The organism is Sphingobium baderi (assembly GCF_001456115.1).
In the GTDB taxonomy this organism is placed as follows: Bacteria; Pseudomonadota; Alphaproteobacteria; order Sphingomonadales; family Sphingomonadaceae; genus Sphingobium; species Sphingobium baderi_A.
In genome coordinates this window covers 2,135,645-2,149,287 of sequence record NZ_CP013264.1, presented here as the reverse complement: position 1 = coordinate 2,149,287, position 13,643 = coordinate 2,135,645, and the positions used below count along the sequence as shown (strand labels likewise).

General features: G+C 63.3%; 15 protein-coding genes. 3 read left to right on the top strand and 12 right to left on the bottom strand.

All coding sequences use genetic code 11. The annotated features are described in order from the left end of the window. Positions 1–85 precede the first annotated feature (85 nt). The 6 genes from infB to ATN00_RS10605 all read right to left on the bottom strand — a co-directional run bounded on the left by infB (position 86) and on the right by ATN00_RS10605 (position 7,729). On the bottom strand, positions 86–2,671 hold the full coding sequence (gene infB / locus ATN00_RS10630; protein WP_062064523.1) for a translation initiation factor IF-2: 2,586 nt from the start codon (positions 2,669–2,671) through the stop codon (positions 86–88). A 69-nt stretch (positions 2,672–2,740) separates the two neighbouring features. Continuing rightward, positions 2,741–3,397, bottom strand: a complete 657-nt coding sequence (locus tag ATN00_RS10625; protein WP_062064521.1) for a DUF448 domain-containing protein — start codon at positions 3,395–3,397, stop codon at positions 2,741–2,743. Between the two features lie 93 nt (positions 3,398–3,490). Next, positions 3,491–3,742 (bottom strand): tautomerase family protein, encoded by a 252-nt coding sequence (locus tag ATN00_RS10620; protein WP_062064519.1) that lies wholly within the window; start codon positions 3,740–3,742, stop codon positions 3,491–3,493. Positions 3,743–3,748: 6 nt separating this feature from the next. Beyond that, on the bottom strand, positions 3,749–5,320 hold the full coding sequence (gene nusA / locus ATN00_RS10615) for a transcription termination factor NusA (protein WP_062064517.1): 1,572 nt from the start codon (positions 5,318–5,320) through the stop codon (positions 3,749–3,751). Between the two features lie 13 nt (positions 5,321–5,333). Further along, positions 5,334–5,858: a ribosome maturation protein RimP gene (gene rimP, locus ATN00_RS10610; protein WP_062068675.1), complete on the bottom strand. Its 525-nt coding sequence runs from the start codon at positions 5,856–5,858 to the stop codon at positions 5,334–5,336. Between the two features lie 137 nt (positions 5,859–5,995). Further along, positions 5,996–7,729 carry an acyl-CoA dehydrogenase family protein gene (locus ATN00_RS10605; RefSeq protein ID WP_062064515.1) on the bottom strand — a complete coding sequence of 578 codons (1,734 nt, stop codon included), beginning with the start codon at positions 7,727–7,729 and terminating at the stop codon, positions 5,996–5,998. 170 nt (positions 7,730–7,899) lie between these two features. Here ATN00_RS10605 and ATN00_RS10600 point away from each other — a divergent pair, with 170 nt between their 5' ends. Then, positions 7,900–8,082 carry a hypothetical protein gene (locus ATN00_RS10600; protein WP_062064513.1) on the top strand — a complete coding sequence of 61 codons (183 nt, stop codon included), beginning with the start codon at positions 7,900–7,902 and terminating at the stop codon, positions 8,080–8,082. Here ATN00_RS10600 and ATN00_RS10595 read toward each other — a convergent pair. From ATN00_RS10595 to ATN00_RS10580, 4 genes are all read right to left on the bottom strand, one after another. Next, positions 8,048–9,634, bottom strand: a complete 1,587-nt coding sequence (locus ATN00_RS10595; RefSeq protein ID WP_062064511.1) for an ArnT family glycosyltransferase — start codon at positions 9,632–9,634, stop codon at positions 8,048–8,050. The genes ATN00_RS10600 and ATN00_RS10595 overlap by 35 nt on opposite strands. Before the next feature lie 70 nt (positions 9,635–9,704). Next, positions 9,705–10,715, bottom strand: coding sequence for a serine O-acetyltransferase EpsC (gene epsC, locus ATN00_RS10590; protein ID WP_062064509.1), 1,011 nt, complete (start codon positions 10,713–10,715; stop codon positions 9,705–9,707). A gap of 285 nt (positions 10,716–11,000) precedes the next feature. Further along, positions 11,001–11,243 (bottom strand): hypothetical protein, encoded by a 243-nt coding sequence (locus ATN00_RS10585; RefSeq protein WP_062064508.1) that lies wholly within the window; start codon positions 11,241–11,243, stop codon positions 11,001–11,003. Next, positions 11,240–11,455: a hypothetical protein gene (locus ATN00_RS10580; RefSeq protein ID WP_062064506.1), complete on the bottom strand. Its 216-nt coding sequence runs from the start codon at positions 11,453–11,455 to the stop codon at positions 11,240–11,242. Before ATN00_RS10580 ends, ATN00_RS10585 begins: the two co-directional genes overlap by 4 nt. A gap of 417 nt (positions 11,456–11,872) precedes the next feature. Between ATN00_RS10580 and ATN00_RS10575 the strand changes: the two genes are divergently transcribed. Continuing rightward, positions 11,873–12,556, top strand: a complete 684-nt coding sequence (locus ATN00_RS10575) for a CDP-alcohol phosphatidyltransferase family protein (RefSeq protein WP_062064504.1) — start codon at positions 11,873–11,875, stop codon at positions 12,554–12,556. Positions 12,557–12,616: 60 nt separating this feature from the next. Continuing rightward, positions 12,617–12,799 carry a hypothetical protein gene (locus ATN00_RS10570; protein WP_062064502.1) on the top strand — a complete coding sequence of 61 codons (183 nt, stop codon included), beginning with the start codon at positions 12,617–12,619 and terminating at the stop codon, positions 12,797–12,799. A gap of 61 nt (positions 12,800–12,860) precedes the next feature. On the opposite strand, the gene ATN00_RS10565 is transcribed toward ATN00_RS10570, so the two are convergent. Next, entirely contained in the window at positions 12,861–13,094 is a 234-nt protein-coding gene (locus tag ATN00_RS10565; protein ID WP_062064501.1) for a hypothetical protein, read from the bottom strand. Beyond that, positions 13,087–13,293, bottom strand: a complete 207-nt coding sequence (locus ATN00_RS10560) for a hypothetical protein (protein ID WP_062064499.1) — start codon at positions 13,291–13,293, stop codon at positions 13,087–13,089. Before ATN00_RS10560 ends, ATN00_RS10565 begins: the two co-directional genes overlap by 8 nt. Between the last annotated feature and the right edge of the window lie 350 nt (positions 13,294–13,643).

Here is a 13,643-nt window from a genome sequence, read left to right as displayed (position 1 = left end):
CGGCGCGAGCCGGCGCATCAGGCCACGGCGCACATCGTAAACGGCGCGTCATCCCAGCGTCGGCTGGGATGACGCATTGCCCGTTTTACAAGGTGCGCGCGCGTTCCTCGACCTCGAACAGCTCCAGCGTGTCGCCGGGCTTGATGTCGTTCGTGTCCTGCAGGACAGCGCCGCATTCCATGCCCGCGCGGACTTCGGAGACATCGTCCTTGAAGCGGCGGAGCGAAGCGATGTGCGTGCGCGAAACGATGACATCGTCGCGGGTGAGACGCGCGGACAGCCCCTTGCGGATGATGCCGTCGAGCACGAGCAGACCGGCTGCCTTGTCCTTCTTTCCGGCCGGGAATACCTGAAGCACCTCGGCGCGGCCGACGATCGTTTCGATGCGTTCCGGCGCAAGCTGCCCGGCCATTTCGCCGCGCACTTCCTCCAGCAGATCGTAGATCACGTCATAATAGCGCAGCGACACCTTCTCACGTTCGGCAAGCTGGCGCGCCTTCGCATTGGGACGCACGTTGAAGCCGATCAGCGGCGCGCGGCTGGCCGCGGCCAGCGTGACGTCGCTCTCAGTGATCGCGCCAACACCCGAATGGAGGATGCGGACCTTGATCTCGTCGGTCGAAATGCGATTGAGCGACGTGACGATCGCTTCGACGGACCCCTGCACGTCGCCCTTCACCACCACCGGATATTCGATGACGGTCGTGTTGAGCGCCGAGAACATATGTTCAAAGCTGGTCGGAGCCGCAGTGGTCCGCTTGCGCGTCGCCTGTTCCTGACGATAGGCGGCGACTTCGCGGGCGCGGGCTTCGTTTTCCACGACGGTCAGCTGATCGCCCGCGAGCGGAACGCCCGACAGGCCCAGCACCTCGACCGGAGTCGACGGACCAGCGACCTTCACCTGCTGCCCCTTGTCGTTGACCAGAGCGCGCACCTTGCCGCTTTCCGCGCCGATGACGAAAGTGTCGCCGACCTTGAGCGTGCCGCGACGGACCAGGACGGTCGCGACCGCGCCGCGCCCCTTGTCGAGCTGCGCCTCGATCACATTGCCTTCGGCTGCGCGATCCGGGTTGGCGGTCAGTTCCATCAACTCGGCCTGGAGCAGGATCTTCTCGATCAGCTGGTCAAGGCCGATCTTCTTGAGCGCGGACACTTCGACGTCCTGCACTTCACCGCCCATATCCTCGACTACCACTTCATGCTCCAGCAGGCGCTCGCGCACGCGCTGGGGATTGGCTTCGGGCTTGTCGACCTTGTTGATCGCGACGATCATCGGGACGCCGGCGGCCTTGGTGTGGTTGATCGCCTCGATCGTCTGCGGCATCAGCCCGTCGTCCGCCGCCACCACCAGGATGACGATGTCGGTGACGTTGGCGCCGCGCGCGCGCATTTCCGAGAAAGCCTCGTGACCCGGCGTATCGAGGAAGGTGATCGTGTCACCGCCCTTGGTCTTCACCTGATAGGCGCCGATATGCTGGGTGATGCCGCCGCTTTCGCCCGCCACCACATCGGTGCCGCGCAGCGCGTCGAGCAGGCTGGTCTTGCCGTGATCGACATGGCCCATGATCGTGACCACGGGAGGACGGGGCTTCAGCGTTTCGGGCGCATCCATCTCGCCTTCCATGCCGATTTCGATGTCGGATTCGGAAACGCGCTGGATGCGGTGGCCGAATTCCTCGACCAACAGTTCCGCCGTATCCTGATCGATTGGCTGGTTGAGCGTGACGGCGGTGCCCATCTTGAACAGGGCCTTCACCAGGTCCGCGCCCTTTTCGGCCATGCGGTTGGCGAGTTCCTGCACCGTGATGCTTTCGGGCACCACGACGTCGCGCACCTGCTTTTCACGGGGCTGGCTGCCGCCCTGATAATGCGCGCGGCGTTCCTTTTCGCGTGCGCGCTTCAAAGCGGCGAGCGAGCGGGCACGGGCGCTATCGTCGTCCGACAGGGCGCGGGTGACGGTGAGCTTGCCGGACTGGCGACGATTGTCGTCGCCGCGCTTGGCCCGATCGGGTTTGGCCGGTTCGGGGCGCTTGGCCGGCGTGACCGGGGTAAAGCGGCGCGGCGGCGGCGGCGCGGAAACCACGCGTTCGCTTGCTGCGGCAGGAGCCGGGGCGGGAGCAGCAGGCTCTTCAGCGGCGGGCGCGACTTCAGGCGTTGCTTGCGCGGCTTCCTGCGAGGCCTTCGTTTCTTCGTCGGCGCGCTCGGTCGGGGCGACCTCGGCAGGCTCGGCGGCGGCACGGTTTTCTTCCGCGCGGCGGCGTTCCTCCTCGCTCGCGGCCTGGCGCTGAGCATCCTCGCGGCGGCGCGCTTCTTCCAGAGCGGTCATGCGGGCTTCTTCCGCCTCGCGCAGAAGCTTGGCCTGCAATTCCTGACGCGACATCAGATTCTGCGGCGGCGCCTGACGGGCGGGCGCGGCAGGTTGCGGCGCCCGCTGCTGCGGCGCGGGTGCGGCAGGGCTGGGCGCGGGCGTCGGATCGGGCTGAGGCGCAGGCGCGGCGCCGCCGGCGCTTTCGCCCGGCTTGCCCAGGACGCGGCGCCGCTTCACCTCAACCACGACCGTATTCTTGCGGCCATGGCTGAACTGCTGCTGCACCTGACCGGACTCGACCGTGCGCTTGATCCCCAGCGGCTTGCGGCCCAGAACCGGTTTGTCTTCCTTGCTGTCACTCATACGACTGAACTTAACCCTTCACTTCCAATCCGGCCGGAGAGGCCCGCCGGCGCCTTTATTCCATGCTCCTCAGGCGCCCAGCGCATCGGCGGAGTCCTGCTCCCCATGCACCGGCGCCCCGGTAGCGCAACCCAGATAGCTTTCCAAGCGGCCAAGAGCCGCACGCAGACGCGACGCGGCTCGCGAGTCGGTCACCGCAATATGGACGACATTGTCCCGCCCCATTGCCATAGATAGGGCGCTGCGGTCCACAGGCAAGACGATGCCCGAAAGATCGGTGCCTTCCGCTTCCTGCCCGACACGCAGCGCCTGGTCCAGTTTTCGGTTGCCATCCGCCGCCGCGTCGGCGGCATGAAGCAACAGCGTCACCTTGCCCTGACGCGCCGCAACGTCGATCTTTTCAGAGCCGGTGAGCAGCATGGACGCTTTCGCTTCCAGCCCCAGCCTGTCGAGCAGCGCCTTGCGAAGCCCGGTTTCGATGAGGTCGGGCAGATTGTCCGGAATCTGCAATTCGCCGGTCTTGAACGCGCGGGCGAGCGCGCCCCGCAGCTTACCCTTGGCCAGCGCGGTTTCAAGATCGTTCCGCGAAACACCGATCCATGCCCCCCGTCCCGGCGCCTTCGCGCGGATGTCGGGCAGCACTTCGCCATTGGGGCCAAGAGCCAGCCGAACCAGCATGTCCGGGTCGGCACGATCGCCCGACAATATGCATTTGCGTTCGGTCATGCCCGCGCCTCCGCATGGACATGGGACGGCAGGACTGCCCCCCCGCCTTCGCAGGAGCGCATTTCTCGAACAACGATAGGGGCGCTTAGCCTCTCATCGGGAAGTGACCGCGACATGGGCGTCCTCCCCGATTGACGGCCCGCCAGCTTGCGCCGCGGCCGCGCGGTCGGCGATCAATTGACCGCCGGCCCCATAATTTTCCGTCGGGACTTCGGAAATCACCACCTGAACAGCCGCAGGCGACTTGCCCAGCCGCTCCACGAGCGACCGGGTCACGTCAGCCACGATGGCGGCTTTCTGTTCATGGGTGGCGTTTCCCGCCAGACGGATATCGACAAAGGGCATCAGGCTTTACGCTTCCTCACCCTCGAACCAGTGGGCGCGGGCGGCCATGATGGTCTCATTACCCTGCTCTTCGGAGAGGCCATATTCGGCCAGGATGCCGCCCTTGTCCTCCGACGTTTCGCTCCGGCGGCGGCGCTGGTCGATGCGCTTCTTGGCGATCAGCTCGTCGGTGGCGAGATCGGCCAGATCGTCAAGCGTCTTGATGCCCGCCTTGCCCAGCGTCACCAGCATGGCTTCGGTCAGGTGCGGCATTTCGGCCAGCGCGTCCTCGACGCCCAGAGCGCGACGTTCCTCACGAGCTGCTGCCTCGCGGCGGTCAAGCGCCTCCTGCGCTCGGCTTTGAAGTTCTGCGGCGAGATCCTCGTCGAACCCTTCGATCGCGGCCAGTTCGTCAACGCCGACATAGGCCACTTCTTCCAGTTCGCCGAAGCCTTCGGCTACCAGAAGCTGCGAAAGCGTCTCGTCCACGTCCAGTTCGTTCTGGAACAGTTCGGAGCGGGTGACGAATTCCTTCTGCCGCTTTTCGGACGCGTCAGCCTCGGTCATGATGTCGATGGCCTTGCCGGTCAACTGGCTGGCAAGGCGGACATTCTGGCCGCGGCGGCCGATGGCGAGCGACAACTGATCGTCGGGGACAACGACTTCGATGCGTTCTTCTTCCTCGTCGATGACGACGCGGGCGACCTGCGCGGGCTGGAGCGCGTTGACGACGAAGGTCGCGGTGTCCTCGCTCCACGGGATGATATCGATCTTCTCGCCCTGCATTTCCTGCACGACGGCCTGCACGCGGCTGCCCTTCATGCCGACGCAGGCGCCGACCGGGTCGATGCTCGAATCGCGGCTGATGACGCCGATCTTGGCGCGACTGCCCGGATCGCGGGCGGCGGCCTTGATCTCGATCACGCCGTCATAGATTTCGGGCACTTCCTGCGCGAACAGCTTCTTCATGAACTCGGGGTGGGCGCGGCTGAGGAAAATCTGCGGCCCGCGATTTTCCCGGCGCACGTTCAGGATTACCGAGCGGATACGGTCGCCGACGCGGACGACTTCGCGCGGTATCTGCTGATCGCGGCGGATGACACCCTCGGCGCGGCCCAGGTTCACGACGACATGGCCGAACTCGACGGACTTGACGACGCCGGTGATGATCTCACCCACGCGGTCCTTGAATTCCTCATGCTGACGCTCGCGCTCGGCGTCGCGGACCTTCTGGAAGATCACCTGCTTGGCGGACTGCGCGTCGATGCGGCCTAGGTCGATCGGGGGCAGCGGATCGACGATGAAGTCGCCGATCACGGCGTCCTTCTTCAGCTTCTGCGCCTGCTTGAGGTCGACCTGCTTGAAATAATCGTCCACCGCTTCGACCACTTCGACGACACGCCACAGGCGCAGGTCGCCGCTTTCCGGGTCCAGCTTTGCGCGAATGTCGTTTTCAGCGCCGTAACGGGCACGGGCGGCACGCTGAATCGCGTCCTCCATCGCTTCGATGACGATCGCCTTGTCGATCATCTTTTCGGAAGCGACGCTGTTCGCGATGGCGAGCAGTTCGGCCTTGTTGGCGGAAATGGCGTTGGCCATGGCTAGTGAACCTTTACTCTTCGGTTTCGAACTCGTCCGCCCCATCGGAGGAGAGCGGCATGGTAGCAGAAAGGAGCGCGTCGGTCAGCAGCAGCTTCGCGTCGCCCACCAGCGCAAAGGGGATAGAAACCTCTCCCGCTTTTGCGTCCTTGAACTGGATATTATCGCCTTCAATGCCCTGGAGCAGGCCACGAAAGCTCTTGCGTCCCGCGACGGTTTCGGTCGCCGATATCTTCGCTTCATGCCCGGTCCATTCGAGGAAATCGTGCAGGCGGGTCAGCGGGCGATCGATGCCCGGCGAGCTGACTTCCAGGCGATAGGCCTCCTCGATCGGGTCGGCTTCGTCCAGCACATCCGACAGGCGGCGGGAAAGGGCGGCGCAATCCTCGATGACCAACTGCTTCGTTTCGGGCCGTTCGGCCATGATCTGAAGCGTATGTTCGTCCCCGGAGCCGAACAGCCTGATTCGCACGAGGTCGAAGCCGAGGGCCTTCACCTCCGGTTCGATCAATGCTGTCAGTTCGGCGATGTCCGCCATGGAGTCTCCAAAAACAATATGTGCGGCTTCCACGCCGCGAGCGTTCCCGCCCGCGACCCCGACATGTTTGACGATGTAAGGAAGCAAGCGCGATATAGGCATATCGCGACGCGCCTGCAACAAGTTTCGTTCAATGTTCAGAAGGCGTCGTCGGGCAAGGCCATGATCGACTGCGCGCCTGCGGATAGCGCGGCGGCCAGCCCCTTCACCTGCGGCAACATGCGCCCGGCGAAGAAGTCGGCCACGGCGATCTTGGCGCTGTGGAGCGGCGTGCCCCCCTTCGTCGCGGCGTCGGCCATGCGCGCCCACATCCAGCCCATCGCAACAAGCGCGAAGAGTCGCAGATAATCGACCGCCGCCGCGCCCAGCGCATCCGCATCGGCTCCGCGCAAGGCAGCGGTGGCGTCGCGCAGCAATTGCAGGGCGTCCCGCGTGGCTGCGGCGATAGGCGCGCCCTGCCCTTCCAGATCGGCGGCGATCAGATCGAAGAAGCCCTGCGCCACCGCGCCGCCCTCCAGCGCCAGCTTGCGGCCCACCAGGTCCATGGCCTGCACGCCGTTGGTGCCTTCGTAAATCTGGGCGATGCGGGCGTCGCGGACATATTGTTCCATGCCCCATTCGCGGATGTAGCCATGGCCGCCGAATACCTGCTGCGCCTGCACCGCGCTTTCGAAGCCAAAGTCGGTAAAGGCCGCCTTCACGACCGGCGTAAGCAGCGCGACAAAGGCATCCGCCTTCCCCCGCTCCGCCGCGTCCGGGTGACGGTGGGCGCGATCCAGTTGCAGCGCGGTCCAGCCCGCAAGCGCCCGACCCGCTTCGACAAAGGCGCGTACACTGAGCAGCATCCGCCGCACGTCGGCATGTTCGATGATCGGCACCGGCCCGCGCGTCCCATCCGCGCTACGGCCCTGCAGGCGCTCGCGGGCATAAGCGGCGGCCTGCTGATAAGCGCCACCCGCAATGCCCAGCCCCTGAATGCCGACCATCAACCGCTCCGCATTCATCATCGTGAACATGGCGGCAAGTCCCTTGTGCGGCTCGCCCACCAGCCATCCGGTCGCGCCATCATAGTTCATGACGCAAGTGGGCTGCGCGTGGATGCCCATCTTCCTTTCCAGCGCACCGACCGACATCGCGTTGCGGACGGTGAAGGCGCCGGACGCGTCGGGGAGGAATTTGGGGACGAGGAACAGGCTGATCCCCCTCACCCCTGCTGGCGCATCGGGCAGGCGGGCAAGCACCAGATGGACGATATTGCCGCCAATATCGTGATCGCCCGATGAGATGAATATCTTGGTCCCGCTCACTGCATAGTTGTCGCCGTCCTTTGGCGTCGCCTTGGTCTTGAGCAAGGCAAGGTCGGTGCCAGCGCCGCTTTCCGTCAGCGCCATGGCGCCGGTCCACTCACCACGCACCATGGGCGGCAGGTAGACGGCCTTCAGTGGATCGCTCGCATGGGCCTTGATCGCCTCGCACGCGCCGCGCGTCAGGCCGGGGATAAGGCCAAAGGACAGGTTGGTCGCCGACAGCATCTCGTCCAGCCAGAGTTGCAGGACGAACGGCAGCCCCTGCCCGCCATGTTCCGGGTCGGATGAAAGCGAAGCCCAGCCCGCCTCGGCAAATTCGCGATAGGCATCCGCAAAGCCTTGCGGCAGTTGCACCGCGCCGTCGATCAGGCGGCTGCCCTCCTCGTCGCCCGTGCGGTTGAGCGGCTGGAGCCTTTGCGCGCACATGCGCCCCGCTTCCTCCAAAATCGTCGCGGCGAGATCGCCATCGACCTCCATGCCGATGTCCGCCATCGCCCGGTCGAAATCCAGCACCTGCGTCATCAGGAAGCGATAATCGTCAATAGGCGGGACATAGGTCTGCATGGGCCATCCTTTCTCAAGGCTTTGCTATACCAGATGGCGGTCGTTTTCCCAGAGCGGCACCGAAACGAAACGGCTGCCGCCCGTTTACCGGCTCTTCACCATCGCTCGCTAGATTTCCGCGCAACATTTCCATGCCGAAAACTTCAGGCGCGCACGGACAAAAGGAAGCCATGACCAACGCCGGACATTGCAGGCTCTGCGGAACAGCCGCGTCTCCCGCCAGCAGGGCGTGCGTCCAGTGCGGCTATGAATTTGGCGCGGGCGAGGTGCATATCCGCGGACCCCGCCGCAAGATCGCGGTGCTGATCGGCCTCTGCCTCAGCCTGTGGGCGACGATCGAGGCGCTGAGCTGACGTCCGGCACTTCGGCCAGCATAAGGTCGCGCCGGGGACGCAATTTGGCATAGACCTTCTGCGGAACGACGACTGCCCAGAGCCGGTCCAGCCATGAAGGACGCGCCGGCGCCGGCTTGAAGCCCGAAACCCCCTTCTCCGACCAGCTTTCGACTTGATCGCTCGATGTCAGGAAAAGGCCAGCTGGCGGTCGGCGGCCTTCGCCGATGATCGTCACGCGGCCCGCCATGCCCCGCTGCTCCAGGAAAAACCGCGCCTTGCCAAGGTCGCTCGTCATCGGGCCATCGCGGCTTGCGGCGAAGGCCGCCAATTGCCGTTCCGCCTCCATCGGGTCTTTCCGGGCGCTGACCAGCGCGGCGTCGCTGACGATGAGGATCGCCAACAAGGCGAAGGCGGGAAGCCGTCCTTTTTCCCGAAGAACATGCCGCAATCCCATCGCCGCCAGGATGCAGGCGCACCATGTCGCGGGCAGGAAATAACGGGGCTGCGGGCGCAGGTTGAGCACATAGATAGTGACGAAAATCCAGAGCAACGCCAGCGCGATCATGATCCATGCGAATTGCCGGATCTCCGGCTGCAACCGCCGGTCGCGCAGCAGCAGAAAGGCCGCGATGATCGCGGCGCTGTAGAGCAGTCCGAAACTCGGGCTGGTCAGAAAATCGATATAGGGGTTCACCAGCCAGTGCACGTCGACCATGCTGTTGGGCACCCATTTCGCCATCAGTTCGGCGTTGAAGGGAGGCCGAAGCCCATGCGCCACGCCGCCCATCATATGCGCGGTCGGTATCTCCAGACTGTGCATATCCACGGCGAAACGGTAGAAGGGGTCGCCCGCGCGGAGGTAATAATAAAGCCACTCCGCCAATATCGGCGGCGCGAACCCGATGCCCATTGCCAGATAACGCGAACGCGGCACGCGGTAGCCGTTCAGGAACAGCAGGCCATAGAGCAGGATAAAGGGGGCGCAGCTTGGTCGGATCAGCCAGGCAAAGGCCATGGCGAGACCGGACAGGACGAACCAGCGATAGCGGGACGTTTCCAGCCCCTTCCACAGCAGGGCGAAGGACAGGACGCCATAGAAAAGCTCGCCAACGTCCGGATAGGGAATCTTCGCATAGAGGACGAAAGCGGGTGTGGCCGCGACCAGCAGCCCGGCGAACACCGCCGTCCAGTCATCCGCCACACGGCGGACCAGCCAGACCGTGAGCGTGATGACGCCCAGGAAAGCCACGACCGTGGGCAATATCATGGCCCCTTCATTGCGCCCGAACAGCGCGAAGGACGCGGCGATCGCCAGCACATGGGGATGCCGCAAATGCCAGTGATTGACGCCCAGGAACCACTGGCCGGACCGCCAGGCGTCCGCCGCGAAAAGATAATGCGCGTCGTCCTCCCCCGTATATCCGGCCTGAGCCAGCATCAGCAGCGCAAGGGCGAGCAAAAGCGCGGGTAGCGCAAGCAGCGGCAATGCAGGCCGCGAAAACGCAGGTGCACGCGCCGGGGCATCGGCATCGGAAACATCCGGCGAAATCAAGGGAGCAGAAAAGGCCAATCCGAAATTTCCCAGTGCGAGAGGAACGGCCTTCCTAGACAGGATTTCCTAAAAAACACTGTCCGCCTCCTTAGCCAGCCAGTCCCCGACTCTCCCCTTCACTGGAAGGAATAATCCGCCGAACCCGATGGGAAGGCATGTCGTCGATCCGGCTGGTGATCTGATTTTCCGCCTTGGCCTGCTGCACATTGCTGCCTGCCGGGACGCTTTGGGTCAGCCAGACATTGCCCCCGATCACCGATCCGCTGCCGATGATGATCCGGCCCAGAACGGTCGCGCCAGCATAGATCACCACATCGTCCTCGATCACCGGATGGCGCGGCTGGGCCTTTTCCAGCACGCCCTGTTCGTCGACAGTGAAGCTCCGCGCGCCCAGCGTCACGCCCTGATAGAGTCGCACATGATTGCCGATGATCGCGGTTTCGCCGACCACCACGCCGGTCCCATGGTCGATGAAGAAATGATGGCCGATGGTCGCGCCGGGATGAATGTCTATGCCGGTCTTGGAATGGGCGACTTCCGATATGATCCGCGCCACCAGCGGCGCGCCCAGCCCATGTAGTTCATGCGCCAGCCGGTGATGGATGATCGCGAGGATGGAGGGGTAGCAGATCAGCACCTCGTCCACGCTGCGCGCCGCCGGATCGCCGGCAAAGGCGGCCTCGACATCGGTGTCGAGCAGCACGCGCAGTTCGGGCAGACGGCTTGCAAAGGCGCTGATGATGCGCGCGGCCTCTGCATCCACCTGCGCTGCCGAGCCATCCGGATAGACATAATAAAGTTCCAGCCGGATCTGCCCATAAAGTCTGCTGAGCGATGTCTGAAGCGTTTCGGCGACGAACGCATCCTCATTGTCGATCCGCACGAAGCTCGGCCCCAGCCGCAGGGGAAAGAGCGCGCCGCACAGCGACATCATGATCTTGGAAATATCGCCGCGCGAGGGGAAGCCCGCGCCGCCATATTCGGTATGATGCCGCTGTTCCTGTCGCCAGCGCGCCCGCGCCGCCGCCAGATCGCGGACCAGCCCGTCAATATTCCAATATTGACCGTCATCATGCGGGGGTATCGTGTCTTCGCTCATATCCTGCGGCGTCCACTTGTGGGTTTCCCCATCCGTAACGCCGCCGCCGGTGCATCCTAAACGAGTTTTCCTTGATCGCCCCGCAAGTCAGCTTTGCACCGGCCCGCTTCAGGATCGCTGGGACATCGACAATTCTCGTTTCTTCCGGCTCACCGCATCAATGATCTTCGCATAGGCGCGGGCCTGCTCTTCATGCTGCCCCCTTTTGTGAGGGCAGTTCACAAGAAGCGCCTCGCTCAACTCCTCCGTTCGACGCCGTTTAAGGGCATTATGTTTTTCCACGCCTCATCTCCAACGGGTCGAAGGCGGCAATTGCCGCGCGATGTGGGAAGAGGATCGCGTCACCGTGCCATCGATCAGTTTCGTCTTCATCAAGACGCGAAATGCCTCGGCATCCCTGGGGTCAAGCAACACGACCCTCGAACCGCCAGAAATGAGCGGCTCCACCGTCGACAGCCGGAAAGCATGTTTCACGCAGAGCGCCTCGATCTTCTCGGGCGTTTCCTGCACATTGACGGCCCGGCTCATGCCACGGCGCTTTCGGCGCCGAAGGGATAGGGATTGAACGACATGCTGCCATCGGCTCTTTTCGTTCGATAGGGATGGCGATGATCGCGGATCCGGCGCGCATATCCTTCGGCAAGCCCCTGATGGGCGGCGCGCGCCGCTGGACCGGGAGCGGTCTGGGAACGCAGCAGTTCTTCCTGCTCGCGTTGCAACAGATAGTTCAGATCTTCCATGAAATGCTCCTGGCTCGGCAAGCGGGAGCACAATGGTCTCTCAGTCACGGCGAATGCTTGCAGCAAGGTTCGCGCAATGGAAACCGTATAGCACACATAGTCGTCATCGTCGCGCTAAAAGACCCGCATATCCGAAAACCCTGTCCAGGGGCGCATCCCGATGATAGGGGGAAACGCATCGGGTTCCCGTTTCGCATGATCCGACAGAGAGACCTATGTGCTCCCGCAAAATGGGAGTTGGGCATGAAAATGGATGATCTCTCTTTTCAGGCCACTGTCGCAGCGGCAATCATCCTATTCGTTTTTTTGAGCTGGCGCATTTTTCGCCCCAGCCATCGGCAAGAGGGCGTTTGAAAACGATCCATGTCCGCCGCGACAGGTTCGTATATTGCCCGCCCAACAACCACAGGAAGGATCATGACAATCCAGCCCCAACCGGTCAAATCGCTTTCAAGGATTCAGCAGAACTGGCTTGCCGCGAACGAACGACGCCTGCTCAACTGGCTGTGCAGTCACATGCCGTCATGGGTCACGCCCGATCGCCTGACCGCGACGGGCATGGTTGGCGCCGTCATGATTTTTGCCGGATATGTCGCGAGCAATTTCGCGGCCGCCTGGCTGCTGCTCGCCATTGGGGGCTATTTCGTCCAGTGGTTCGGGGATTCGATGGATGGCAGCCTTGCGCGCTATCGGCATATCGAACGGCCGTCATACGGATATTTCATCGATCATAGCTGCGACGGGCTTGCGACGCTTCTGATCCTGGCTGGCATCGGCCTCAGTCCGTTCGTGACGATGGATGTCGCGCTGGTTGCGCTTGCCGGCTATTTCCTGCTGTCGATCCACGCCTATCTGTCCGCCCGCGTGCTGGGGGAATTCAAGCTCTCCTATCTTTCCGCGGGACCGACGGAACTCAGGATCATATTGATTACGCTGACCGTCATGATGATGATCCTGGGGTCGGGACCGGGGCTTTTCGGGCGCTGGTCAGGGTTCGACATATTCGTGGGATCGGTAGGAACCATCCTGATCATCCTGTTCATCGGCCAGACTCTGGTGACGGGACGGCGGCTTGCCCGGGCGGACGCCATCGAGACATGACCTCTCCGTAACGCGCATATCTTCCGGTCGCGCAGGCGATCCTATCATATTGGAAATGTCATGACCGGTGCCCTTGCCCACTTCGCCATCGAGCGGGATGGCGAAAATTATCGGCTTCAGCTGGCGCTGGAGGACGGCGCCGTTCTGAACATCATCGCGACATTCGAACAGCTTGATCTGCTGGGTGAAGAAATCGACCGCCGCCTGGACGCCGATCAGGATTTGCCAACGCCCAAATTCTGACGGCGGCCAGACTTTTCATACCGGAAGAAGCCAGGGCGACTCTCCGCAATGGAGAGCGCCTTCATGCTTCCGTGCGATGGAGCAGCGCGCGTTCGACGGCAATCAGCCCCTCGGCGCTTTCGATGGCCAGGTCCAGCGGCCGCCCGCCCAGAAGCGCATCATGCCCGTTCAGGAACGCAATCGCGCCCGGAGCGCCCAGCCCTGCGATGGCAGCTTTCGTTATGCTTCCCTGCCTTGCCGCCTGTTGGGGCGAAAGCTTGGCGATATGTGCGTGCTTGCCGAACTGCCTAGCCATCGAACTGCTCCTGAAGGGCGGCTTTGTCCGCCGCATGCTGCATGCGATCCGCTTCGCCTTTCAAGACCCGGTCGGCCATGGCCTGCCACGCAGCCCCGGCCCGCAGGCAGCGTTCGCGCACGTTGATGAGGTCGGTCTCGCCAGCTTCTCGTTCGCATTGGGCAGCGCGGGCCAGATAAAAATCACTGGTAACAGACATGGCGGTCTCCGAGCGGCGCCGAGCGGCGCTATGAAAGCATCGTGCGGAAAAGTGGGAACCGCTTTTCCGCCAAAGCGATACGGCAACAAGCAACTAAGAGCGCGCACCCCGCCCGTTGGAGCGCAGCGCGCTCTAGCCCAGCATTTCCGCTACGATACGGCGCAGATCCCGGGTCGACAAAATGCCTGCGACTGGCGGACATTTGGGACGGAACGGCTTGCGGTTTATAGCGACATTGACTGGATGAGAGGATGTAAAATGTGTCTTGAAATTCATGGTTATCCTTGCGCGAACATTCGCGCATAAATTATTCTTGAAAAATGGGCGCGCCTCGCGGGCGCGGTCTCTTA

Coding starts and splice junctions, on each gene's coding strand:
- rimP (WP_062068675.1), bottom strand. CDS start 5,858: ATGGCGGACATCGCCGAACTGACAGCATTGATCGAACCGGAGGTGAAG.
- ATN00_RS10625 (WP_062064521.1), bottom strand. CDS start 3,397: ATGACCGAACGCAAATGCATATTGTCGGGCGATCGTGCCGACCCGGAC.
- epsC (WP_062064509.1), bottom strand. CDS start 10,715: ATGAGCGAAGACACGATACCCCCGCATGATGACGGTCAATATTGGAAT.
- ATN00_RS10570 (WP_062064502.1), top strand. CDS start 12,617: ATGACCGGTGCCCTTGCCCACTTCGCCATCGAGCGGGATGGCGAAAAT.
- ATN00_RS10600 (WP_062064513.1), top strand. CDS start 7,900: ATGACCAACGCCGGACATTGCAGGCTCTGCGGAACAGCCGCGTCTCCC.
- ATN00_RS10585 (WP_062064508.1), bottom strand. CDS start 11,243: ATGAGCCGGGCCGTCAATGTGCAGGAAACGCCCGAGAAGATCGAGGCG.
- ATN00_RS10620 (WP_062064519.1), bottom strand. CDS start 3,742: ATGCCCTTTGTCGATATCCGTCTGGCGGGAAACGCCACCCATGAACAG.
- nusA (WP_062064517.1), bottom strand. CDS start 5,320: ATGGCCAACGCCATTTCCGCCAACAAGGCCGAACTGCTCGCCATCGCG.
- ATN00_RS10575 (WP_062064504.1), top strand. CDS start 11,873: ATGACAATCCAGCCCCAACCGGTCAAATCGCTTTCAAGGATTCAGCAG.
- infB (WP_062064523.1), bottom strand. CDS start 2,671: ATGAGTGACAGCAAGGAAGACAAACCGGTTCTGGGCCGCAAGCCGCTG.
- ATN00_RS10580 (WP_062064506.1), bottom strand. CDS start 11,455: ATGGAAGATCTGAACTATCTGTTGCAACGCGAGCAGGAAGAACTGCTG.
- ATN00_RS10605 (WP_062064515.1), bottom strand. CDS start 7,729: ATGCAGACCTATGTCCCGCCTATTGACGATTATCGCTTCCTGATGACG.
- ATN00_RS10560 (WP_062064499.1), bottom strand. CDS start 13,293: ATGTCTGTTACCAGTGATTTTTATCTGGCCCGCGCTGCCCAATGCGAA.
- ATN00_RS10565 (WP_062064501.1), bottom strand. CDS start 13,094: ATGGCTAGGCAGTTCGGCAAGCACGCACATATCGCCAAGCTTTCGCCC.